The sequence below is a fragment of the Rothia sp. HC945 genome (assembly GCF_051370785.1).
Classification (GTDB): domain Bacteria; phylum Actinomycetota; class Actinomycetes; order Actinomycetales; family Micrococcaceae; genus Rothia.
This window is the reverse complement of the sequence record NZ_JBFCSN010000001.1, coordinates 121,299-143,232: the sequence shown is the minus strand read 5'-3', so window position 1 is coordinate 143,232 and position 21,934 is coordinate 121,299. Positions and strand designations below refer to the sequence as shown.

At 63.9% G+C, this 21,934-nt stretch carries 14 protein-coding genes; 5 read left to right on the top strand and 9 right to left on the bottom strand.

Annotation, left to right across the window (positions count from 1 at the left end; translation table 11 throughout):
* Window positions 1-13: 13 nt before the first annotated feature.
* The 5 genes from cydC to AB0Y14_RS00570 all read right to left on the bottom strand — a co-directional run bounded on the left by cydC (window position 14) and on the right by AB0Y14_RS00570 (window position 9,846).
* Window positions 14-3,757, bottom strand: a complete 3,744-nt coding sequence (cydC, locus tag AB0Y14_RS00590; RefSeq protein WP_436587366.1) for a thiol reductant ABC exporter subunit CydC — start codon at window positions 3,755-3,757, stop codon at window positions 14-16.
* Window positions 3,758-3,766: 9 nt separating this feature from the next.
* Window positions 3,767-4,831 carry a cytochrome d ubiquinol oxidase subunit II gene (cydB, locus tag AB0Y14_RS00585; protein WP_436587365.1) on the bottom strand — a complete coding sequence of 355 codons (1,065 nt, stop codon included), beginning with the start codon at window positions 4,829-4,831 and terminating at the stop codon, window positions 3,767-3,769.
* A 12-nt stretch (window positions 4,832-4,843) separates the two neighbouring features.
* Window positions 4,844-6,427, bottom strand: a complete 1,584-nt coding sequence (locus AB0Y14_RS00580; protein WP_436587364.1) for a cytochrome ubiquinol oxidase subunit I — start codon at window positions 6,425-6,427, stop codon at window positions 4,844-4,846.
* Between the two features lie 173 nt (window positions 6,428-6,600).
* Window positions 6,601-7,638 (bottom strand): malate dehydrogenase, encoded by a 1,038-nt coding sequence (locus AB0Y14_RS00575; RefSeq protein WP_436587363.1) that lies wholly within the window; start codon window positions 7,636-7,638, stop codon window positions 6,601-6,603.
* A 99-nt stretch (window positions 7,639-7,737) separates the two neighbouring features.
* A complete protein-coding gene (locus tag AB0Y14_RS00570) occupies window positions 7,738-9,846 on the bottom strand; it encodes a DNA gyrase/topoisomerase IV subunit B (RefSeq protein ID WP_436587362.1) in 2,109 nt (702 codons plus the stop codon).
* 255 nt (window positions 9,847-10,101) lie between these two features.
* Here AB0Y14_RS00570 and AB0Y14_RS00565 point away from each other — a divergent pair, with 255 nt between their 5' ends.
* Entirely contained in the window at window positions 10,102-10,314 is a 213-nt protein-coding gene (locus AB0Y14_RS00565; protein ID WP_436587361.1) for a DUF7455 domain-containing protein, read from the top strand.
* A gap of 144 nt (window positions 10,315-10,458) precedes the next feature.
* Here AB0Y14_RS00565 and AB0Y14_RS00560 read toward each other — a convergent pair whose 3' ends face one another.
* From AB0Y14_RS00560 to AB0Y14_RS00550, 3 genes are all read right to left on the bottom strand, one after another.
* On the bottom strand, window positions 10,459-11,856 hold the full coding sequence (locus AB0Y14_RS00560) for an RNA polymerase sigma factor (protein ID WP_436587360.1): 1,398 nt from the start codon (window positions 11,854-11,856) through the stop codon (window positions 10,459-10,461).
* Between the two features lie 248 nt (window positions 11,857-12,104).
* The gene (locus AB0Y14_RS00555) at window positions 12,105-13,451 is read right to left on the bottom strand and encodes a hypothetical protein (RefSeq protein ID WP_436587359.1); all 1,347 of its coding nucleotides are present in this window, start codon (window positions 13,449-13,451) and stop codon (window positions 12,105-12,107) included.
* A 140-nt stretch (window positions 13,452-13,591) separates the two neighbouring features.
* Window positions 13,592-14,521, bottom strand: a complete 930-nt coding sequence (locus tag AB0Y14_RS00550; protein WP_436587358.1) for a proteasome assembly chaperone family protein — start codon at window positions 14,519-14,521, stop codon at window positions 13,592-13,594.
* A 255-nt stretch (window positions 14,522-14,776) separates the two neighbouring features.
* Between AB0Y14_RS00550 and AB0Y14_RS00545 the strand changes: the two genes are divergently transcribed.
* From AB0Y14_RS00545 to AB0Y14_RS00530, 4 genes are all read left to right on the top strand, one after another.
* On the top strand, window positions 14,777-16,297 hold the full coding sequence (locus AB0Y14_RS00545) for a leucyl aminopeptidase (protein ID WP_436587357.1): 1,521 nt from the start codon (window positions 14,777-14,779) through the stop codon (window positions 16,295-16,297).
* Between the two features lie 187 nt (window positions 16,298-16,484).
* The gene (gene lpdA / locus AB0Y14_RS00540) at window positions 16,485-17,858 is read left to right on the top strand and encodes a dihydrolipoyl dehydrogenase (RefSeq protein ID WP_436587356.1); all 1,374 of its coding nucleotides are present in this window, start codon (window positions 16,485-16,487) and stop codon (window positions 17,856-17,858) included.
* A gap of 68 nt (window positions 17,859-17,926) precedes the next feature.
* On the top strand, window positions 17,927-19,726 hold the full coding sequence (gene sucB / locus AB0Y14_RS00535; RefSeq protein WP_436587355.1) for a 2-oxoglutarate dehydrogenase, E2 component, dihydrolipoamide succinyltransferase: 1,800 nt from the start codon (window positions 17,927-17,929) through the stop codon (window positions 19,724-19,726).
* A 142-nt stretch (window positions 19,727-19,868) separates the two neighbouring features.
* Entirely contained in the window at window positions 19,869-20,219 is a 351-nt protein-coding gene (locus tag AB0Y14_RS00530) for a hypothetical protein (RefSeq protein ID WP_436587354.1), read from the top strand.
* A gap of 3 nt (window positions 20,220-20,222) precedes the next feature.
* On the opposite strand, the gene AB0Y14_RS00525 is transcribed toward AB0Y14_RS00530, so the two are convergent.
* On the bottom strand, window positions 20,223-21,827 hold the full coding sequence (locus tag AB0Y14_RS00525; protein ID WP_436587353.1) for a protein kinase domain-containing protein: 1,605 nt from the start codon (window positions 21,825-21,827) through the stop codon (window positions 20,223-20,225).
* Window positions 21,828-21,934: the final 107 nt, after the last annotated feature.

Genomic DNA, 21,934 nt, shown 5'->3' with positions numbered 1-21,934 from the left:
GCACGCGACCCAACTACCGGCCTGCACCATGTCCCAGAGTGACGACGGACCGGCAGTGGCCGAGATCGGTGGGGCGATGTGAAATGACTATAGTACCCGGACCCGCTTGATCGGAGGAGCCTCGGGTTGCCCTGTCGAGCTCCTCCACCAGGGCCGCGGCCGAAGGCTCGTCAAGATGTGCCGTCGGTTCGTCGACCAGGAGGAAAGGCGCATTGGTCAAAAGCGCTCGAGCCATCGCGAGCCGTTGACGCTGCCCTCCGGACAATCGCGATCCGCCTGCACCGACCCGGGTGTCCAAACCGTGCTCCATGGTGTCCAGGAGGCTTCCCAGACCGACCCGGCGCACCATGGTGTCGAGTTCCTGGTCCGACGGAGCCGATTCTCTCGGTCTGGCCAGCAGCAGGTTTCCGCGCACCGTTGAATCGAAGATGTAGGCATCCTGCGGGCACCAGGCGGAGGCGCCGCGCAGTTGCTCGGGGGCCATGGTGTTGCCGTCGACGCGGATTGCGCCTCGCTCCGGGCGCAGAAACCCCAGGAGGACAGCGAGCGTGGTCGTCTTGCCCGCCCCGGACGGTCCGGTGATCCCGAGCGCCTGGCCGCGTCCGACCCGGCCGGTCACGCCCCGAATCGCAGGTTCCTCCATGCCGGGCCAGCGGGCCGAAACATCGGCAAGGTGCAACTCCTGGGCGTCCGAAGGCTCCGTTGGTTCCCGTTCTTCTTTCCGCTCGGGAATTCCTACGGGGTGCGCGTGCGACTCGAGGGCTTCCGAGGCGGGGCTGATCTTGGCGACCAGCCGGGCGAATGCGGGCCAGGCACGCACAGAATCAATGGTCTGGGAGGAGGGTTCCACGAGGGCTGTGCACAGGAGAACGGGTATCGCGGCAACAGGTGCCGCAATGCCGCCCGTCGACACCGGATCCCAGGCAATGACCGCAATGGCCAATGCCGCCGCCCACCAGGTCGCCAAGGACAGCGCATTACCCAGCCCCGACGCGGTCGCGGAGCGCCGGGCGGCCGCGAGGGCGAGGCGATCCTGGCCGGCAAGCACCCCCAGGACGGCGTCGCTGAGACGGTTGCCCTTCAGGTCTTCGGCGCTTTCCATCACACCCAGCGCGCCCCTCAGGGTTCGTTGGACGGCATCGCGACTCACCGTTTCGGCCCGTTGGTCCGCGATCAGTACCAGCCACGGTGCCAGCAGGCTCGTGACGAGTGCCGCCGCGGCGACCACCCATGTTGCGGGTGGCACGGTCAGGTACGTGGCGATGATGGCCGCGATCATGGTGGGAATGTTGGTCGCCATCGGGAGGAGAACGCGGGGAAGCGAATCCCGGACTTCGTCCACGTCCCCGACGAGTCTGTCCAAGAAGGTTCCACCCCGCAGCAATGATCTGAGACTCAGCGCGGTCTCCCCCATGGACTCCCACGCGTTCGACCGAAGTCTGTTGGCCGCCTTGAGGACGACATCGTGGGTGAGGAGACGTTCGAGATAGCGGAAGACCGCCCGCCCCAGGCCGAAGAACCTCACCCCGACGATCGCGACCATCAGGTACATCATTCCGGGTTGCTGTGAGGCCCTGACGATGAGCCAGCCGGACAGCGCCGTCAGGGACGCGCCAAATGCGACTGTGAGGAAGGACAGGAGGACGGACCCGCACACTTGGGACGCCCGGAGGCCCGAAACCCGGAACAGGGTTCGCAGTGTCTCCCGGACACCGGGCTTCTCGGAACGGTTGCTCCCTCCGCCTGCACTCCGCGAGTCGTGCTGCGGGGTGGCACGTCGCTCACGGTGACCGCACTGGAATCCCGCAACGTCCGTTGCAGTCTTGTTTCCCTTCTCCGGAGTGCTCGTGAACGGCTCACACCGGGTGGCCGGAAGGTGCCGGACGAGGCGGCCCGTTGAGTCGAGTTCGATGCGTCCCGCGGAGGTCGGGGCGGCAGCCGGATCGTGTGTGACCCACAGAATCGTCGCCCCCGATTCGGTCAGCTCCCGAAGTGCGTCGCTGACCATGCCCGCGGCTCGGCGGTCAAGATGCGCCGTCGGCTCGTCGACGAGCACCAGCCACTGGCTCGGCCCCGAAGAACGACCTCGCAGTTCTCCTGTGGTGGGGCGCACCGCGGCGAGAACGCGGGCAATCGCGAGACGACGCGCCTGGCCCGCGGACAACGCCGCGGGCGCCACGGAACCGAGGTCTTCCAGGCCGACCGACTTGAGCGAGGCCTCGATCACCGGATTCCACAGTTCCCGAATCCGAGACGCCTCCTCCTGGGATTCCCCGTCGTGTCCCATCACGTCGCGCAGCCACGTGGAAGCGTTCTCCGGATTCGCGTAAAGGCCCACCTCCTCCACGACAGTCGCCGCAATAAAACCGGGCGACTGGCCGATCCAGGCGACCGAATCGGGTACGGAGACCGAGCCGGCAACGGTAGTCCCGTCGCCGGCCCCGACGTCGTTCCCGTCGCGCACCATATCGGCCATGGTCTTGAGCAAGGTGGTCTTCCCACATCCGGAGGGCCCAGTGAGGAGGGTTGTGGTCCCCGGCTCCAGGACGAAGGAAAGATCGTCGAGGGCTCGTCCTCGGCCGGCGTACTCGACCGTGAGCCCCGATACCGAGATCTCGGGGTCCGAAGAGAGCGAAATCACCGATGTACCGGTGGGTTCCTCGAGGATCTCTTCCGAGCGGCGCAGCGCATCCACGCCGTCCTGGGATTGGTGGAACGCCGTCCCGACATCCCGCAGGGGCTGGAAGCATTCCGGGGCCAGCAGCAGAACCAGCAACGCGGTGTCGAGACCGATCTGGCCCGAGACGAGCCTCAACCCGATGAACACGGCCACGAGAGCCACCGAGATCGTGGTAATCAGCTCGAGGGCGAGAGAGGACTGGAACGCCGAACGCAGGGTCGTCATGGTTCGCTTCCGGTACGACTCCCCCAAGTCGTTCAGGGCCCGGGACTGCGCCTTCTCCCTCTTCAAACCGACCAGGACCGGCAGGCCGCGAGAGAGCTCGACGATGTGCTGGGACAGCCTCAGCAGTTGGGACTGGGCCTCGCGCGTGTCGTTCTGGGTCGTCTTGCCGATGAGGACCATGAAAACGGGAACAAGCGGCAGGGTCAGCACCAGCACCAAGGCGCTGATGGGATCCGCCAACAGCACCACCACCAGCAGGATCGCCGGGATGACTCCCGTGGAGACCAGTGCCGTGATCGTTTTGACGTAATAGTCGTCCAGGGCGTCCAGTCCGCGGGAGACCAGGACCGCCACGGCACCGTCGGACGCGGCCGTTCCGCCGGTGGTCTGGGAACGCGGTGCCGAGAGTACTCGTCGCAGCACGCCCTGGCGGATCGTGGACTTCGTTTCGGTCGCTGCGCGCTGCGCGGCAACCGAGAGCCCCCAGTCCGCCAGCGCCCGGAGTGCCAGGCTCGCCACGCCTAGAACCACGGCGCCCCAGGACCAGACGCCGGGATCGGCCCCGACGAGCCAGTGAGGGAGGATACCGTCGGCCCCGGCGGAGTGGGACCCGATGAATTCGGTCCAGCCGGTGGAAGCCGTCCCGCCAACCCCGTGGGAGGCCGCGGCGAAGGCCGCCTGCGCGAGAGCGGTCACCAACGACCCCACGGCCGCGGAGAACCCAACGAGTCCGAGGGCTCTCAGCGCGCTGAGGACGCCCAGAACCGGGAGGACCCGTCGTGCATGCGGGCCCAGCGGCGGACGTCGGTTCGCCCGCCGCCGGTCCTGTTGGTCGTTGTCGGCGACGCTCACAACGATCGGTCAGCCCGCGTTGGGGCGCTCGGAGAGTTCCGTGACTCGGTGCGCCTCCGGAATGTGCTCCGCCGAGAGCCGCTTGCGGAACACCCAGTAGGTCCACCCCTGATAGAGAAACAGCACGGGGAGCCCTATGGCGGCCACAATGGTCATGATCTTCAGCGTGTACGGCGAGGACGAAGCATTCGCGACGGTCAACGTGGTCCCGTCCGCCATGGTGCTCGGCAAGACATTCGGGTAGGCGGCCATGAAGATCGACAGTGCCCCGAAGACCGCGAATCCCGCGATTGCCGTGAAGGCGATACCTTCCCGTCCCCTGGTCGCGAATATCCAGGACGCGAGGGCCGCCACCGCCGCGACGACCAGTAGGATCAACGACAGCGGAGTCGCACCGATCACTTGGAGCCACACGGCCCACGCAACCATCGGCAGCAGGGCCACGGGGAGGATCCGGACCATCATTGTTCGCGCCCGGTGACGCACCTCGCCGTCTGTCTTGAGCGCCAGGAAGGCCAGCCCATGGACCAGGCTGAAGCCGACCATTCCCAAACCGCCGATCACGGCCGGCACGGTCAGCCACGCGAAGGGACCACCGACGCGGTCCGCGTTGTCGTTCAGCGGAAGCCCGGTCGTCGTGATGGCGAGGGCGGCTCCGATGAGGAACGCGATGAAGAACGACGCCACGGACATGATCGCGTTCCACCGGGGCTCCCACCTCGGGCCGGTCAACTTGCCTCGGTATTCGATCGACACTGCTCTCAGGATCAGGGCCAGGAGGATGAGGGTCAGCGGAATGTACAGCGCCGAGAACAGCGCGGCATACCACATCGGAAATGCGGCAAAGATGGCCGCACCCCCGGTCACCAGCCATACCTCGTTGCCGTCCCATACAGGACCGATCGTGTTCAGCAACAGACGGCGTTCCTTCTCATTGCGGGAGAAGATGCGCCCCATCAGCATGCCGACGCCTAGGTCGAATCCGTCGAGAACGATGTATCCGATGAGAAGCACTCCGACCACGAGGAACCACAGGGTCGGCAATCCGGGTTGTCCAGCAAATTCTTCGAACATGATGGGTTGCTCCTAGTAGGCGAAGGCCAGGACGTCGTCGTTCTTGTGGCTGTCGGGGTCATTCGGGTCGTCGTCGTCCTGATCGGACGTGACCAACTCCGGCATGGAGGCGACGACTCCTGTCCGGACGTACCTGGCGATCAGGAAGACCTCCACGACCATCAGGACGGCATAAATGAGGACCAGGGAAATGAGCGAGAACAGCAACTCGCCCGCGGACACATTCGGCGAAACCGCCGCCTCGGTAAACATGTAGATCCGTTGTCCGAGGGGCAGATCCGGGTTGGGGGCGACGACGAATGGCTGCCGTCCCATCTCGGTGAACACCCAACCGGTGACGTTGGCGCCGAAGGGCGCGAGGATGCCGAATACGGCCAGGCGCATGAGCCACTTGGACTGTGGGACGGTCCCCTTTCTGGTCAGCCACCACGCCAGAGCGCACGCGAGGGCGGCCAGGCCTCCGAAGGTGATCATGAGCCGGAATCCCCAGTAGGTGACGATCATCAGCGGCACATAGTGAATGTCTTCACCGGCACGGTCCCCGTACTGGGGTTCGTCTCCCAAATTGGTTCCGTACATGTGCTCGTACTCGGGCTGCAAGGTGTTGAGGCCCTTGACGTCCGTGTGGAAGTTGTCATGGGCCAAGAAGGACAACAGACCCGGAATCTCGAAAATGGTGTTCACATTCGAGCAGTTGCGTGCGCTGGGGTCGGACAGAGTCAGCACGGAGAATGCGGTGCCGTCGTGGCATGCGGCCTCCGCGGCCGCCATCTTGAGGGGCTGCTGGTGGATCATCAGCTGGGCCTGGGCGTGGCCGCTGAATGCAGTCCCGAGGAAGCCGATGATTCCAATGAGGATGCCGATGCGAAGGGAACGGAACCAGACCGCGTAGTCCTTCTTGTCCTGGGCGCCCTTGCCGGAGTCTCCGACGACCACGACGCCGTTGTCATCGACCGTGTCGATTCCCTGGCTGCGCCGCTTCCACAGCTTGTACCAAGCGATGCCCAGCAGGAACGATCCGGCGACGGCCACCGAGCCGAAGAGCGTGTGGATGATGGCCACGATCGCTGTGTTGTTCGTCAGTACGGCCATCACGTCGTTCAGGATGGGTCGACCGTCCACGATTTCGTATCCGACCGGATGCTGCATCCACGAGTTGGCGATCACAATGAAGAACGCGGACAGCCACGAGGCCGCCACCGCCGCGAGGAGGCAGAGGGCATGGATGGAGGGCTTGAGTTTCTTCCACCCGAAGATCCACAGCCCGAGGAACGTCGACTCGATGAAGAAGGCCAACAGACCTTCCATGGCCAACGGAGCACCGAAGACGTCCCCCACGAATCGGGAGTACTCGCTCCATGCCATTCCGAACTGGAATTCCTGGACGAGGCCGGTGGCCACGCCCATGATGAAGTTGATCAGGTACAGCTTTCCCCAGAATTTCGTCATCCTGAGGTACTGCTCTTTTCCGGTCCTGACCCACATGAGGTTCAGGATCACCACGACCATCCCTAGTCCCAGGGTCAGTGGAACCATCATGAAGTGGTAGACGGTGGTGGTCCCGAATTGCCAGCGGGCGATTTCTACAGTATCCACGGTTCTCCTCGCGCTACTGAAAAGCACTCGACCGGTCCGAGCGGGCCGGATACCTACAAGGTAGCAACCGGTTCTGGGCGTCCGATGATCCTACCGAGACGACGTCTTGACAGCTCCGAAAGGGTAATTTTCACCCTTTGGGGCCCGTAGCGAGGCCCCAAAGAGCGAATCACCTAGTGTCCCGCTTTGGGTCCCAACAACCCTTTCGCGCGGACCGTGTCGCGTTCTTCCCGAAGCTCGGAAACGCTCGATTCGAGCCGGCGTCGGGCATCCTCAGACACATCGATACTGTGATTAATCTCATACTCCCCCGACCTGCAGGTCACCGGGAACGAGCTGATCAGGCCTTCGTCCACGCCGTAGGAGCCGTCGGAGACCACGGCCATGGACGTCCAATCCCCATCAGGAGTGCCCATGACCCAGTCGTGGACATGGGCGAGCGCCGCGTGAGCGGCCGAGGCCACCGAGGAACCGCCCCGCACGGCAATGATTTCTGCTCCCCGTTGGGCCACGGTCGGGATGAAGGTCGTGCGGACCCATTCCTCCCCCAGCCCCTGTTCGGTGAGGACATCACGCACAGGTCGTCCCGCAATGGTGGCCTGGTCCAGGTCCGGCACCTGCGTGGCCGAGTGGTTTCCCCAGATCGTCATGCGCTCGACGTCGCGGACGGGCGATCCGGTGGCGTGCGCGATCTGGGCCAGAGCTCGGTTGTGGTCGAGTCTGGTCATGGCGGTGAATCGCTCGGAAGGGATATCCGGGGCATGGGAGGAGGCGATGAGCGCGTTGGTATTCGCGGGGTTGCCGACCACCACGATCCGGACGTCGTCCGCTGCCACTTCGTTGAGCGCGGCGCCCTGGACGGAGAAGATTCCGGCGTTGGCCTCGAGGAGATCTCCGCGTTCCATGCCCTTTTGGCGGGGTTTCGATCCGATGAGGAGACCGAAGCCGGTCCCGTCGAATGCCTGGGCCGCGTCGTCGAAGACATCAACGGATTCGAGGAGCGGGAAGGCGCCGTCGGCCAGCTCCATGGCGGTACCTTCGGCGGCCTGCCTGGCCTGCGGAATTTCGAGGAGACGCAGTCGTACGGGTTGGTTTTTGCCGAGCATGTCGCCGTTGGCGATGCGGAACAGACTCGCGTAACCGATCTGGCCGGCCGCGCCGGTCACGGTCACGGTGACGGGTGGAAGCATGGTGTCAGCAGAGGTACTCATGCGGCACAGTATAGTGCCGTGTGATCTGGGACCCGCCGAGCGGCGTATCCGGGCTCGCGGCACGTGTTCCTGGCCGCGGGTCGGGTGAGGTCGCTTCGCTCAGGCGTCGATCTGCTCGAGGTCCAGCTGGTCGGCGTTGCTGATCAAGAACTCCTTGCGCGGGGCCACCTCCGCGCCCATCAACAGCGAAAAGGCGCGTTCGGCGGCCTCGGCGTCCTCGATCCGGACACGACGCAACAGACGATGCCGCGGATCCATCGTGGTTTCCGCGAGTTGGTCGGCGTCCATTTCGCCCAACCCCTTGTACCGCTGAATGGGTTCCTTGTACCGCTTCCCTTCGGCCTCGAGACGCGTCAGGACCTGGTGGAGCTCTCGCTCGGAGTAGGTGTAGAGCATCTCGTTGGGCTTCCCCCCGCCCGTGATGACCTCGACACGATGCAGTGGGGGCACCGCGGCGTAGACCCGTCCCGCATCGACCAGGGGGCGCATGTAGCGATAGAACAGCGTGAGAAGAAGGGTTCTGATGTGTGCACCGTCGACGTCGGCGTCGGTCATCATGACCACCTTGCCGTACCGAGCAGCGTCGAGGTCGAAGCTCCGTCCGGATCCTGCCCCGATCACCTGGATGAGTGCCGCGCACTCGGCGTTGGCCAACATGTCTGTGATCGATGCTTTTTGGACGTTCAGGATTTTGCCGCGAATCGGCAGAAGGGCCTGGTACTGGGAGGACCGCGCCAATCGGGCGGTGCCGAGAGCGGAGTCGCCCTCCACGATGAACAACTCGGAATGGTCGACCTCGTTGGAGCGGCAGTCCACGAGCTTGGACGGCATCGTGGAGGTTTCCAGCGCGTTCTTGCGGCGCTGGGTTTCCTTGTGGACCCGAGCCGAGATGCGGGATTTCATCTCGGCGACGACCTTTTCCAGAACGGCCGAACTCTGTTGCTTCTCCGACCGGTTCCGCGAATTGAGCATCTTGTCGAGTTCACGCGACAGCACCTTGGTCACGATCGAGCGAACCGCCGGGGTTCCCAAGACTTCCTTGGTCTGTCCCTCGAACTGGGGCTCGACGAGGCGCACATTGAGCACCGCGGTGAGCCCGGCGAGGGCGTCGTCCTTCTCGATCTTGTCGGAGCCGGCCTTGAGCTTTCGGGCGTTCGCGGTCACTTCCTTGCGCAGGGTTCGCAACAGGCCTTGTTCGAAGCCCGTGACGTGTGTTCCGCCCTTGGGTGTGGCGATGATGTTCACGTAGGAGCGCAGGTTGGTTTCGTACCCGGTTCCCCATCGCATGGCGATATCGACTTCGCACTCGCGCTCGACTTCGGTGAGTTGGCTGTGGCCGTTCGAGTCCAGGACCGGGACTGTCTCCTTGAAACTGTCCGAACCCTGGAATCTCCAGACGTCGGTCAGTGCGGAGTCCGGGGCGAGGAACTCCACGTATTCGGAGATTCCGCCATCGTGCTGGAAGACCTCCTCGTGCGGCCCGTCTGCCCCCGGTGTGCCCGGCAGTCGGCGTTCGTCGCGGATAGCCAGACGCAGGCCGGGAACAAGGAAACTTGTCTGACGTGCCCGCTCGAGGAGTCGGTCGTAGTCGAATTTCGCGTCCGGGGTGAAGATCTGTCGGTCCGCCCAGTAACGGACTCGCGTTCCAGTCGCTCCTCGACGAGCCTTGCCGATCACTTCGAGTGCGGCTTTGCCTTCGGCCGGTGTGAACGGCACGTCAGGTTGAGGAGCTCCCTCGTCGTCGAAAGTCCCGGGAATCCCTCGTTGGAAGGACATTTGGTAAGTTTTCGATCCCCGGTCCACCTGGACGTCGAGTCGGGACGACAACGCGTTGACCACGGACGCGCCGACGCCGTGCAGGCCACCGACCGCGTTGTAGGTACCGCCACCGAATTTTCCGCCCGCATGCAGTTTGGTGAAGACCACCTCGACGCCGGACAAACCGGTTCGGGGTTCGATGTCGATGGGGATGCCTCGGCCGTCGTCGGCGACCTCGACGGACCCGTCCCGATTGAGCACGATCTCGATGTTCTGGCCGTATCCGGCAAGAGCCTCGTCGACCGAATTGTCGATGATCTCCCAGAGACAGTGCATGACACCGCGCGAGTCGGTGGACCCGATGTACATACCGGGTCGTTTCCGGACGGCTTCCAGCCCTTCCAGTACGGAGAGCTGGTGGGCGGTGTACTCGGACTTCTTCGGCGACACTGAGACGGGGCTCCTGACAAACTCGATGTGGTGGTAGGCCGCAAAGGCGCGACCTCCAGTCTAAGCGCATCCGGCATCTCTGCGGGTCAACGCCCACAGCGAACGACGCCGGATGGGGATGAAATCAACGGCTCCGCGTGTTTGCATGGATGAACACTCAAACCGGTCAGCGATTCCGCAGTCGGCCCGCCACTTCCGGACGGGAACGGTGGAACCCGAAGGCACTGATCGGCCGTAGACGTCAGGAGGAAAATCATGACGGCGACATTGGAAGCTCGAGAGCTCAACGCAACCGACCGTTGCGATTCCTGCGGGGCCCAGGCCTACGTTCGCGTGGTCCTCGAGAACACCGGCGGCGAGTTGCTGTTCTGCGCTCACCACGCGACCACCAATGAGGAAAAGCTTCGCCCCATAGCTGGCTTGTGGCAGGACGAACGTGATCGTCTGACCACGACTCCGTCCGTCTGATTCCGCAGTATCCTCGCCCCGGGGAGTGACCCCCCGGGACACGAACAAGGCCCCGGACCGCTCGAGCGGTCCGGGGCCTTGTTCTTTTTCCTCCGGCAGGTTCCCGGCTTCCGTGAACCCGGGAACCTGCCGGAGCTTTGTCTATCAGTCCAAGTAGTCGCGCAACACCTGCGAGCGCGAGGGATGCCGGAGCTTCGACATCGTCTTGGACTCTATCTGTCTTATACGCTCGCGGGTGACGCCATAGACCTTCCCGATCTCGTCGAGGGTCTTGGGCTGCCCGTCGGTCATACCGAACCTCATCGCGACGACGCCGGCTTCCCGTTCGGACAGGGTGTCCAGGACGGAGTGCAACTGCTCCTGCAACAGAGTGAAGGAGACGGCGTCCGCCGGAACGACTGCCTCGGAGTCCTCGATCAGGTCGCCGAATTCGGAGTCCCCGTCTTCGCCGAGAGGCGTGTGGAGCGAAATGGGCTCGCGACCGTACTTCTGGACCTCGACAACCTTCTCCGGAGTCATATCCAGTTCCTTGGCGAGTTCCTCCGGCGCCGGCTCACGCCCCAAGTCCTGAAGCATCTGACGCTGGACGCGCGCAAGCTTGTTGATGACCTCGACCATGTGCACCGGGATGCGGATGGTGCGAGCCTGGTCGGCCATGGCGCGGGTAATGGCCTGGCGGATCCACCACGTCGCGTACGTGGAGAACTTGAACCCCTTGGAGTAATCGAACTTCTCAACCGCACGAATGAGGCCGAGGTTGCCCTCCTGGATCAGATCAAGGAACAGCATGCCTCGTCCGGTGTACCGCTTGGCCAAAGAGACCACGAGGCGGAGGTTGGCCTCCAGCAGGTGGTTCTTGGCGCGCTTGCCGTCGTGGATGACCCAACGCAGTTCCTTGCGCTCTTCGCGGCTCAGCGAGTCCTTGTTGTCCTTGAGCTTGTGCTCGGCGTACAGACCGGCCTCGATGCGCATCGCGAGGTCGACTTCCTGCTCGGCGTTCAGCAGGGAGACCTTGCCGATTTGCTTCAGGTAGTCCTTGACCGGATCCGCGGTTGCCCCGGGGGCGATGACCCGTTGGGCGGGTTCGTCATCGTCGTCGGTCGTGGAGATCACGAAGCCGTTGCCGCGTGCGGCAACCGTCTTCTTCTCCTCGGTATCCTGATCCTCGTCGCCCTGTTTCTCCGTGGCCAGCGCGTCGACGGTCTCGGTCTCCACCTCGCCTTCGGCGACCTCCTCGGTCTCCTCCGGGGCGGCGTCGGCCGTCGCTACCGAAGTGTCCGTCGTCTCCTCCGTAGAGTCGGCGTCCACCCGCTTCTTGTCCGAAGTCTTCGCAGCCGTCTTCTTCGGCGCGGACTTCGTGGCAGTCGACTTAGAAGTGGCCTTCTTGGCCGTGGTCTTGGTCTGAGCCGTGCTCTTGGAAGCCGTAGAGGTTTTTGACGACGACGCCGAGTCGGCGCTCTTCTTCGCCCCGGCGGACACCGCGGTCTTTTCCTTGACCTGGGTCTCGCCGGATTCCGACTTCTTGTGTGCAACTGGTGACACTCAAAAACCTTTCTTCCCTGTCCTGTGTGCGCAGGTGGTTGAAACACCTATGACCCTGTCAAGCCCGGGATCCCGCATACGCGGGAATTTCACGTGGACTTGCAAGGCCGTACACACAGGACAACTTGGCATGCGCCGCATTTATTCCCTGATCGGAACGTCAATTCGCCGAGCCACGTGAGGTGCGGTGCACCATAGGCAAGACGGGGTCTTCGGTCAGTCATTGTGTCAGATTTTTCCCTCGGAGCCTATTTCTGGCCTGCTGCGTTCCTGTAGCCGGCCAACCACAGGGGCAACGGCCGCTCATTCATCGACACACGCAACCTGGTGGCTGCGGACCTGGCCCGCTGCGTGCGCACCGCGTCCAGATATCTTCCGGCCTGGCTGCTCAGGCCCATGAACCAGCTCAGATAGGCGTTCGCCACATGAACGTCGTCAACAACGGGTCCGACCTCCAGGTGTTCCACCGCGTTGAGAACCACCCTGAGGGATCGAATCCGTTCGACAGGCAGAGGCGCGTCACGCTCTCCACGCATGAGCGCAACCTCGTCCTGCGACGTCGCCACGAGCGGACCATGGCGCGAAGCCGAGGTGCCACGGGGCTCGGCGTTCTGGTCGGCCCTTCCTGCGTCCAGCAAAACAGCGGACAAGAGATCCGACAGCCCGGCCGAATGCTCCAAGCACCTCGCGACCGAAGCGCAATCCTCGACCCTCAGGTGTGCGGTGGCCGAGTACGCTGCGCTTCGAACATCCTGTGGTGCATCGAAGAACGGAGCGAGCCTGTCCACCGCATGGCGGACAACCTGGTCGACGTCGTCCGCCCGCCGGCTACGATCGCGAGCGCCCCGGTACCGGATCTTCAGAGACCCCGCTGCCTTGTCCCCGATGGCCGAAGCGAGATCCCATCGGCCAGGCAGGCGCCTGTCGTCCATCACGGCCATCTCCTGCTCCCGCACGACAAGCCCCCGAAAGGCCAGGGCGGTGCCGAGCGGACTTTCGAGGATTGCGCTCGTCTCCCCGCCGTACACGATCGGCCACCACTGGCCCGCGGCTCCGGCCGCGCGCGCCTCTGACCGCGTGCGGCCATCGCCCGGGGCCACAGGGAACAAACCGAACTCGTCCACAACGCTCCCCCAGGACCCGCGGCCCCGATCGACGACCCACAGCCCTTCTCTCGTGAGGCCGATATCCGCGCACCTCCGGAGCGCGACCATCATGGCCGAGACCCCTTCGGCTTCGCGGGAACAGCCCGGTCGCGTTGGACTTGTTGTATCCGTTTCCTCGGTAGCGAAAGGTTCGAGGCCGGACCCGCTCGTGAACACGGCCGCAAACATCCGGGTGGTGGCTGGCGGCACAGCCAGGGTCTCGATGATCCGGTGCAACCCGTCAGCCCATTCCTGCAACCGTACAGAGCGGGAGGGCAGATCGATACGGGCGCAACCACGCAATTCGGTGTCCGTCGCCGAGACGAGCATCAGAGACTCTTCGGGCCAGTACCCCAGGGCATAGACCATGTAGGCCAGGATGTCCTCTGGTTCTCTGGCCGGTGTTTCGTCTGCCGCGGTATAGGTACCCGGTGTGATTGGTCGGTTCATGCCCTCACCATGCCTCGGCCCCTGTGGCAGGCAGACCCGAGATCTCGTTACGGGTCCTAGGAAGTGGACAACCTCCCGTTAAACACGTGAAGCCACCTCCCTGTGGAGGCGGCTTCACGTTCTCACGGTTGAGTGGACGGTCAGGAACCGGGTTCGCTGTCATTGTCCTCGTGCTCCGCAAGGAAACGCTCGATGGTCTCCCCGAGTTCGTCTGCGTCGGGAATTTCGGATTCGTCCCGCGCCAACAGGGACCGAGGACCGGACTCGGTGATGGTCTCGTCGTATCGCTTTTCCAAATGGCTCACGACGCCCTGTACTTCTGCCGAGCCTCCGACCTGTTCGTTGATCTGTTGCTCGACGTCTCGTCCCGCCTCCCGGAGGTGATCCGTGGGCAGGTTCAGTTTCGTCGCCGCGCTGAGATGTTCCAAGGCCGTCACGGCGGCCTGCGGCAACTCGGCCTCAGACAGATACTGCGGCACGTTGACGGTGTAGCCGACGGTGTCGAAGCCACGACGCCCGAATTCGACCTCGAGCAGATGCCCGGCGGATGCCCCCAGTTCGGCCAGGGGTTTCCACGGTGAGATTCCCTGAATCAAATCGTGTCGGTTGCCGTGCGCCGTGACAGGCAAGGGACGCGTGTGTGGAACCGGCATCGGCATGGAAGCGACCGAGGCAACAAGACGCACCCGAAGCTTCTCAGCCAGCTCTGTCACCGCTTCGCTGAACCGCTGCCACTGCAGGTCGGGCTCCGGGCCGGCGAGCAGCAAGAACGGCTGGCCCAGTCCGTCTGTCACCGCGTACAGCTTCAGCTCCGGCATGCTGACGTCCTCGAAGTGGTCCTCGATGAAGCGGACTCGTGGCCGGCGCGACCGGTAGTCATAGAGCTGATCGACGTCGAACTCGACAACCTCTTCGGCATCCAATTCAGCCAGGATCGCTTCAGAAACCTGTTGTGCGGTGAATCCGGCCTCGGCGAAACCCGTGAGGGAGACCACGAGGTCGAGTCCCTTGAGCCGCGGGTCGTTCAGCAGACCCTGGTGACCCAAATACAGCTTCTGTGGATCTTGCATCGGCTTACCCCTCACCTCGTCTCGAGTCGGCCGTCCTGACGACGGTCCGGCTGCTTCTGGCAAATTATCCCCGCCTTGCTCTCCATCCACCAAGCGCAACGCCTAGGCTGGAGCATGGGAACCAGCAGAAATCCTTGTACGACTACAACCAATTCAATGAGCTGAGTATTTCCCGCGGCGCTGTGAGGCAGGGCGCATTGACTCGCCCACAGCGGAATCGCTTTCGTATCCACCGTTCACAGCAAGGAGCATGGTTTGACTGAGTCCACCGATCTCGCATTTTCCGTCATCAGCCCGGAGGCCGACGTCATCGAGGCACAAGCCCTCGTCATCGGCGTCGTCAAGGGCGACAACGGGCCCGAGCTGACCCCTTCCGTCCTCGACGCAGACAGCGCGGACGCCATCGAAGCCAGCCTGGAGGACTTGGGCGTCACCGGGGCCGAAGACAGCCTCCAGCGCCTGCCGGGGTACGGAGACGAAGGCCCTGGCCTGATCGTCCTCACCGGGCTGGGCTCTTTGCCCCGGACCGGACCCGAACGGCTGGATGCCCTGCGTTCGGCCGCGGGAAGCGCCGTCCGACAGCTCATCGGGCTGGACTCGGTCGCGCTGAACCTTCCGGCAGAGAGCCTCTCGGAAGTCGCGGCACTCGCCGAAGGCGCCGCCTACGGGGCTTTCTTCGACCCGGGACAGCGCACCGACGAGGAAATCCGGTCTCGGCGCCCGGTATCCGACGTCGCCATCGTCAGCGGCATCGACCGGGAAGCCGCCGATGAGGCCCTGGCCCGCGCTCTGGTCCTGGGCGAAGCGGTGGACAACGCTCGCCGCCTCGTCAACCAGGCTCCCAATGACCTGTACCCGGAGACTTTCGCCGATCGCGCGGTCGAGAGGGTCAGCGGAATCGACCACGTGACCTGCGAGATCCTCGATGAGAAAGACCTGGAAGACGGCGGGTTCGGAGGCATTTTGGGCGTCGGGCGAGGATCGGCCCGGACGCCGAGACTCGTCAAGGTCGACTACAACCCCGACAATGCACGCAAGAGCGTCGCGCTGGTCGGCAAGGGCATTACTTTCGATTCGGGCGGCATCTCGTTGAAGCCCGGCGCGTCCATGATGACCATGAAGTGCGACATGGGCGGAGCGGCCGCCGTGCTCAACGCGGTCGCCGCCGCCGGGGAACTCGAGTTGCCCGTCCGCGTCACCGGATACCTGTGCATCGCGGAGAACATGCCCTCCGGGACCGCGACCAAGCCGAACGACGTGCTGAGCATGCGCGGTGGGAAAACGGTCGAGGTGCTCAACACCGATGCGGAAGGTCGACTGGTCATGGCCGACGGGCTCGCCTACGCGTCCGAATCGGATCCGGACTACCTGCTCGACGTTGCGACGCTCACCGGCGCCCAGATGGTCGCCCTGGGCACGCGCCACTCGGCCGTCATGGGTGAAGAAGAACTCAGGGGCCGGGTCATCGAAGCCTCCGAACGGGCGGGCGAACAGTTCTGGCCGATGCCGCTGCCCGCGCACATGAGGGGCGAGCTGAATACCGAGGCGGCCGACCTGAAGAACATCGGCGCGGGTCGCAACGGTGGAATGCTCATCGCCGGCCTGTTCCTCCAGGAATTCGTCGGTGAATCCAGGGGGAAGAAGATTCCCTGGGCCCACCTGGACATCGCCGGGCCCGCCTACAACGAGGGCTCGCCCTATGGTTTCGTGCCCAAGAACGGCACGGGCGCTTCCGTGAGCACGCTGGTCAGTCTCATCGAAGATCTGGCTGACTAGAAGCTATTCACGCCGGACGGCACATCGGGGGCGCTCTGGGGATGTGAGTAGCCTCTCCAGGGCGCCCTTTGTGTCAAGGTGTCAATAAGTGGAGTCGGAGCCGACCTGAGTTATAAGGTGGGATCGATTCATCATCAGCGACGGGCAGTGAAGCAGCCCGTACCCAACGCGCGAGGGAGCGTTTCACGTGGCCGATTCGGCAAATGCTTTCGACATTCTCATTCTTGGCGGCGGCAGCGCCGGTTATGCCGCCGCTCTTCGATCGGTTCAGCTCGGTTTCAGCGTCGGGCTGATCGAGAAGGAAAAAGTCGGCGGGACATGCCTCCACTGGGGCTGCATCCCCACGAAGGCGTACCTTCACTCTGCTGAAGTCGCGGAAGAGGCCCGTGAGTCCGAGAAGTACGGCGTCAAGGTCAAGTACGAGGGCATCGACATGGGTGCCATCCGCAATTACAAGGACGGCATCATTGCCGGCAAGTTCAAGGGTCTCCAGGGCCTGCTGAAGATGCGCGGCGTTACCGTGATCGACGGGGCCGGTAAGATGACCGGGGAAAACACCGTTGAGGTGAACGGGACCGAGTACACCGGCAAGAACATCGTTCTGGCTTCCGGCTCCGTCTCGAAGACCTTCGGCCTGGACATCGGCGGCCGGATCCTGACCTCCACTCAGGCCCTCGAGATGGATTACCTGCCGAAGTCCGCCATCATCCTGGGCGGCGGCGTGATCGGCTCCGAATTCGCCTCGATGTGGAAGTCGATGGGCGTGGACGTCACCATCATTGAGGGATTGCCCCACTTGGTCCCCAACGAGGACCCCTCGATCATCAAGGTTCTCGAGCGCAGCTTCAAGAAGCGCGGGATCAAGTCCAATTTGGGGACCTTCTTCGAGAAGGTCGAACAGGACGACGACGGCGCCAAGGTCACCCTGACCGACGGCAAGGAGTTCGAGGCCGACATCGTTCTCGTCGCCGTCGGACGCGGTCCGAACACCGAAGGGCTCGGCTTCGAGGAAGCCGGAGTGACCATGGACCGAGGATTCGTCATCACCGACGAGCGCCTCCACACCGGCGTCGGCAATGTCTACGCGGCCGGTGACATCGTCCCTGGCCTGCAGCTGGCCCACCGCGGTTTCCAGCAGGGCATCTTCATCGCCGAGGAGATCGCGGGCCTGAATCCCGTGATCGTCGAGGACATCAACATTCCCAAGGTGACGTTCTCGGACCCCGAGATCGCCTCCGTGGGCTACACCGAGCCCAAGGCCAAGGAGAAGTTCGGCGACGACAACATCGAGGTCGCAGAATATAACTTGGCAGGAAACGGCAAGAGCTCGATCCTCGGAACCAGCGGCATCATCAAGTTCGTGCGCGAGAAGGAAGGCCCCATAGTGGGTGTCCATGCCATCGGCAAGCGCATCGGCGAGCAGATCGGCGAGGCCCAGTTGATCGTCAACTGGGAGGCATATCCGGAGGACGTCGCCAAGCTCATCCACGCGCACCCGACCCAGAACGAGGCATTGGGTGAAGCGGCCATGGCCCTGGCCGGTCACCCCCTGCACGGTTAGCACCGGGCTCGTCCGCAGATCGCCAGAACTTACACAGGCACTATTCACAAGGAGAACGGGAAGAGACGATGTCTGAAACCGTAGAACTGCCCGCACTGGGCGAATCCGTAACCGAAGGAACCGTTACCCGCTGGCTGAAGTCCGTCGGCGACACCGTCGAGGTCGATGAGCCGCTGGTCGAGGTCTCGACCGACAAGGTCGACACCGAGATCCCGTCCCCGGTCGCGGGCACGATCGAAGAGATCCTCGTCGACGAGGACGAAGAGGTCGAGGTCGGCGCCCCTCTGGTGCGTATCGGCGACGGATCGGGAGCCTCCGGGTCCTCCGATTCATCAGAACCGGCGGCCGAGGAACAGCCCGAAGAAGCACCGGCCGAGCAGCCAGAGCAGGAAGAGGCCGCCGCAGAGACGCCTTCGGCACCGGCTGAGGACACTCAGGAATCCTCCGGTTCCGCCGGCGGGGAAGGCCAGGAGGTGACCCTGCCTGCCCTCGGAGAGTCCGTCACGGAAGGAACCGTGACCCGTTGGCTCAAGTCCGTGGGCGACACCGTCGAGGTCGACGAGCCGCTGGTCGAGGTCTCGACCGACAAGGTCGACACCGAGATTCCCTCCCCCGTGGCCGGCACCTTGCTCGAGGTCAAGGTCGACGAAGACGAAGAGGCCGAGGTCGGTCAGGTCCTGGCCATCGTCGGCGACCAGGGAGCGTCGACGTCCTCGGGCTCCTCCGACTCCTCCGGTCAGGACGAGGCGCCCCAGCAGGAATCCGCTCCGCAGGCTGAGCCGGAGCCCAAGCAGGAGACCCCGGAACCCGCCCAGGAAAAGGCCAAGGAAGAACAGCCGACCGCGACGCCCAAGGCCGAGGACAATGCGTCGGACCAGGCATCCCAGGGTTCGGACTCCTCCAAGAACTCGGGCGAGATCTACGTGACCCCGCTGGTTCGGAAACTGGCCAAGCAGGAAGACATCGATCTCTCGACCATCGAGGGCTCCGGTGTCGGCGGACGCATTCGCAAGCAGGATGTTCAGGCCGCGATCGACGCCAAGAAGGCGGCCGCGCCCTCGGAGAAGCCGGCACCGGCTTCCGAGGCACCCGCCGCATCCTCCCAGTCCTCCGCTCCGGCTCCGGCACCCGCCGTGGACACGGAGAAGCGAGGCAAAAAGGAAAAGGCCCCGCGCATCCGGCAGACGATCGCCAAGAGGATGAAGGAATCCCTCGACGTTTCGGCCCAGCTGACGCAGGTCACCGAGGTCGACATGACCCGCGTGTCCAAGTTGCGCGATCGTGCGAAGAAATCCTTCCAGAGTCGCGAGGGCGCCAAGCTGACGTTCCTCCCGTTCTTCGCCAAGGCTGTGGCCGAGGCGCTCCAGCAGCACCCGAAGCTGAATGCCTCCTACGACGCCGAGGCCAAGGAAATCACCTACCACGATTCCGAGGACATCGCGATCGCGGTGGACACGGAGCGCGGTCTGCTGGTCCCCGTGGTCTCCAATGCGGGAGACCTGAACTTGGCCGGTCTGGCCAAGAAGCTGGCAGATGTCGGAGAGCGGACCAAGTCGGGGCAGATCGGTCCGGACGAGCTCTCCGGAGGTACCTTCACCATCACGAATATCGGCTCCTTCGGTGCCCTGTTCGACACCCCGATCATCAATCAGCCCCAGGTCGGCATCCTCGGGACCGGTTCGATCGTCAAGCGGCCCGTCGTCGTCACCGACGCCGAGGGCAATGACACGATCGCTGTCCGCCAGATGTGCTACCTGTCGCTGACCTATGATCACCGACTGGTGGACGGTGCAGACGCCGGCCGTTTCCTCCAGACCCTCAAGAAGCGTCTGGAGGACGGCAACTTCGAGTCCGAGGTCGGACTCTAGACGTCGCATCGGCAGAACCCCTGAGCGGCCGCTCCCTTCCTGGGAGCGGCCGCTTTCGTCTGCCCCGGCCCCTGGTGCGACCCCGCGCACATTTTGGTGTCACTGCGTCAGCAAAATCGTCCTGCGAGACTAGAATGAAGGCATGTCTTTTCTCATGTCAGTTCTCCTCTTTCTGCACATCGTAGGAGCGGCCTTGGTCTTCGGCCTGTGGGTGGCTTACTTCAAGCCTCCCCGAGTGGTGCCGGCACAGTTCTATGCAGCACTCCTTCAGGTAATTACCGGCCTGATCATGTTCGGAATGCTCGAAATGCAAGGTGGCGCGGTGAACCACGCGAAGCTGGGGGTCAAGCTGGTCATCGGCATTGTGATCGCCGTGGTCGCCTTCATCGGTCAGCGCAAGTACAAGCGTGGCGAAGAGGTTCCCACCGGAATTGCGCACACGGTCGGCGGTTTGAGCCTGATCAATATCGCGGTCGCAACCCTGTGGAACTAGGGCTCAGTCCGGAACAGCTTCCACGGCCTTGATTCTCCAGGAGCCGGTGGCCCGGTCCAGATGCAGACGAATGCTTTGGATCGTGTCATCGGCTTCTTGCGTGCCGGGGGTGGTCTTTTTCCACCCGGATACGAACAGTTTGGCCCTGACCCGAGCCAGGCTGTCGTTTTCCTCCTCAACCACGATGTCCTCAACCCTGGTCCTGAGGTCGCCCCAGACCACCGATCTGGAGCGAAGGGCATCGATGCACGCCCCGTCCGCCTTCTCAACCTCGCTGTCCGCCGCGGCATATGCTCCGATCAAAGAGGGGTCCCTTTCCCTGAGTGCCCTGCCCCTGGCCGCAACCAGGTGCTCGACTGCCTCGACGGCTCCGGTCGGCTCCGGCGTGTCGGTTGGAACACCACCATTGACGGTCGAAGCCGCGAATATCGGCGAGACCTCCTGGACATCGCTCGTGGGAGGCGCCTTGTCCGAGGTGAGGAGAGGGCGAGAAGCAGCGTGAACCACCGCGGCGACCAGTAAGAGCCCCATCACCGTGGCCTTCCACCGCCGTCGGGCTGGGTGCGCCAAGGCCGCGAGACGCCGGACGTTGGACAGCGCGCGAAACCTCACGGCGACCTGAGCCCGGCCTCGGGACGCCGTTGGGGCCACATCCGGTTTCCTGACCTGCACCCCGCCGCGCCTCGCAAAACGACCCTTGGACGGATCCGGCCTCGCTGGGAGGCGGGAGGCGAAGTCGGCGTCGGCCGTGGAGTGCAGGTCGATGGGAACGGCGTCCCATGCTCCTCGCACCACCAGCGCAAGCTCCTGTGCATCGGGGCGGGCCGACGAATGGGGATCCAACGCCGCTTCCAAGACCTGAACCACGTTCTTGGTCGCGCTGGGACAGCTCATCGGCAACGGAATCCGATGTTCCCAAGGACCTGGGCTTCGGCCGGTCAGCATCGTCCAGGTGAGCTCCGCGAAACGGAGGACGTCATCAGCAGGCGTTCCCTCGACTCCCGGGGCGCCGCCTCTGCCCGACCACGGTTCGGGCCACGGAGGCATCACCACGGATGCCGCTCCCCTGGTCAGAAAGATGTTGGAAGCATCCACTCCTCCGTGGACCAAGCCCTGACTGTGCAACCAGGACAGGGCCCGACCGACGTGCGCCACCACTCCGGCGCATTCTTCCGGCTCGAGTCCCCGGCGACTCCGCAGCACTTTGTCGAGGCAACCGCCTTCCGGGAATTCCAGGACGAGGAAGGGCAAGATCGGATCGCTCGCGGAGGCTTCGTAGGTGTGCAGGATATGCGGGTGCCGCATCGAACTCCGGTGCGTATTGACTTCAGAGGCCCACACCGTGGGTGCATTCTCGAAGGCTGCTGCTTTTCCGCCGGGGCGCGGATGGATCGTGATCAACCGTTCGGTACTGGCTCGGTGCCGGGCCGCACGCTCGAATTCGTGCCGAGACGTGATTCCGGCGGTGAGGAGGGTGCCGTCCGCTTCTGCCTCCCGAAGCCGTGCGTACCAGAGGGACGACCCTGAGCACTCTCCCACCTTTTTGATGAGTCGGTACCTGTCCAGATCCGCTGCCGCGAGGTCAGCGGCCTCGGGCGTTTCCACCATGATTCGATCCATGCTTCAGAAATACACCCTCGATCATGAGAATGATCACGTTATCCACAGGCATCCCGCATCTTCGCGCATTTCGTCGACATGCGATTTAGAGCGCC

Excerpts from the sequence above, each read along its gene's own strand:
- cydB (WP_436587365.1), bottom strand. The coding sequence starts at position 4,831 with ATGTTCGAAGAATTTGCTGGACAACCCGGATTGCCGACCCTGTGGTTC.
- sucB (WP_436587355.1), top strand. The coding sequence starts at position 17,927 with ATGTCTGAAACCGTAGAACTGCCCGCACTGGGCGAATCCGTAACCGAA.
- AB0Y14_RS00525 (WP_436587353.1), bottom strand. The coding sequence starts at position 21,827 with ATGGTGGAAACGCCCGAGGCCGCTGACCTCGCGGCAGCGGATCTGGAC.
- AB0Y14_RS00555 (WP_436587359.1), bottom strand. The coding sequence starts at position 13,451 with ATGAACCGACCAATCACACCGGGTACCTATACCGCGGCAGACGAAACA.
- AB0Y14_RS00550 (WP_436587358.1), bottom strand. The coding sequence starts at position 14,521 with ATGCAAGATCCACAGAAGCTGTATTTGGGTCACCAGGGTCTGCTGAAC.
- AB0Y14_RS00575 (WP_436587363.1), bottom strand. The coding sequence starts at position 7,638 with ATGAGTACCTCTGCTGACACCATGCTTCCACCCGTCACCGTGACCGTG.
- AB0Y14_RS00530 (WP_436587354.1), top strand. The coding sequence starts at position 19,869 with ATGTCTTTTCTCATGTCAGTTCTCCTCTTTCTGCACATCGTAGGAGCG.
- AB0Y14_RS00565 (WP_436587361.1), top strand. The coding sequence starts at position 10,102 with ATGACGGCGACATTGGAAGCTCGAGAGCTCAACGCAACCGACCGTTGC.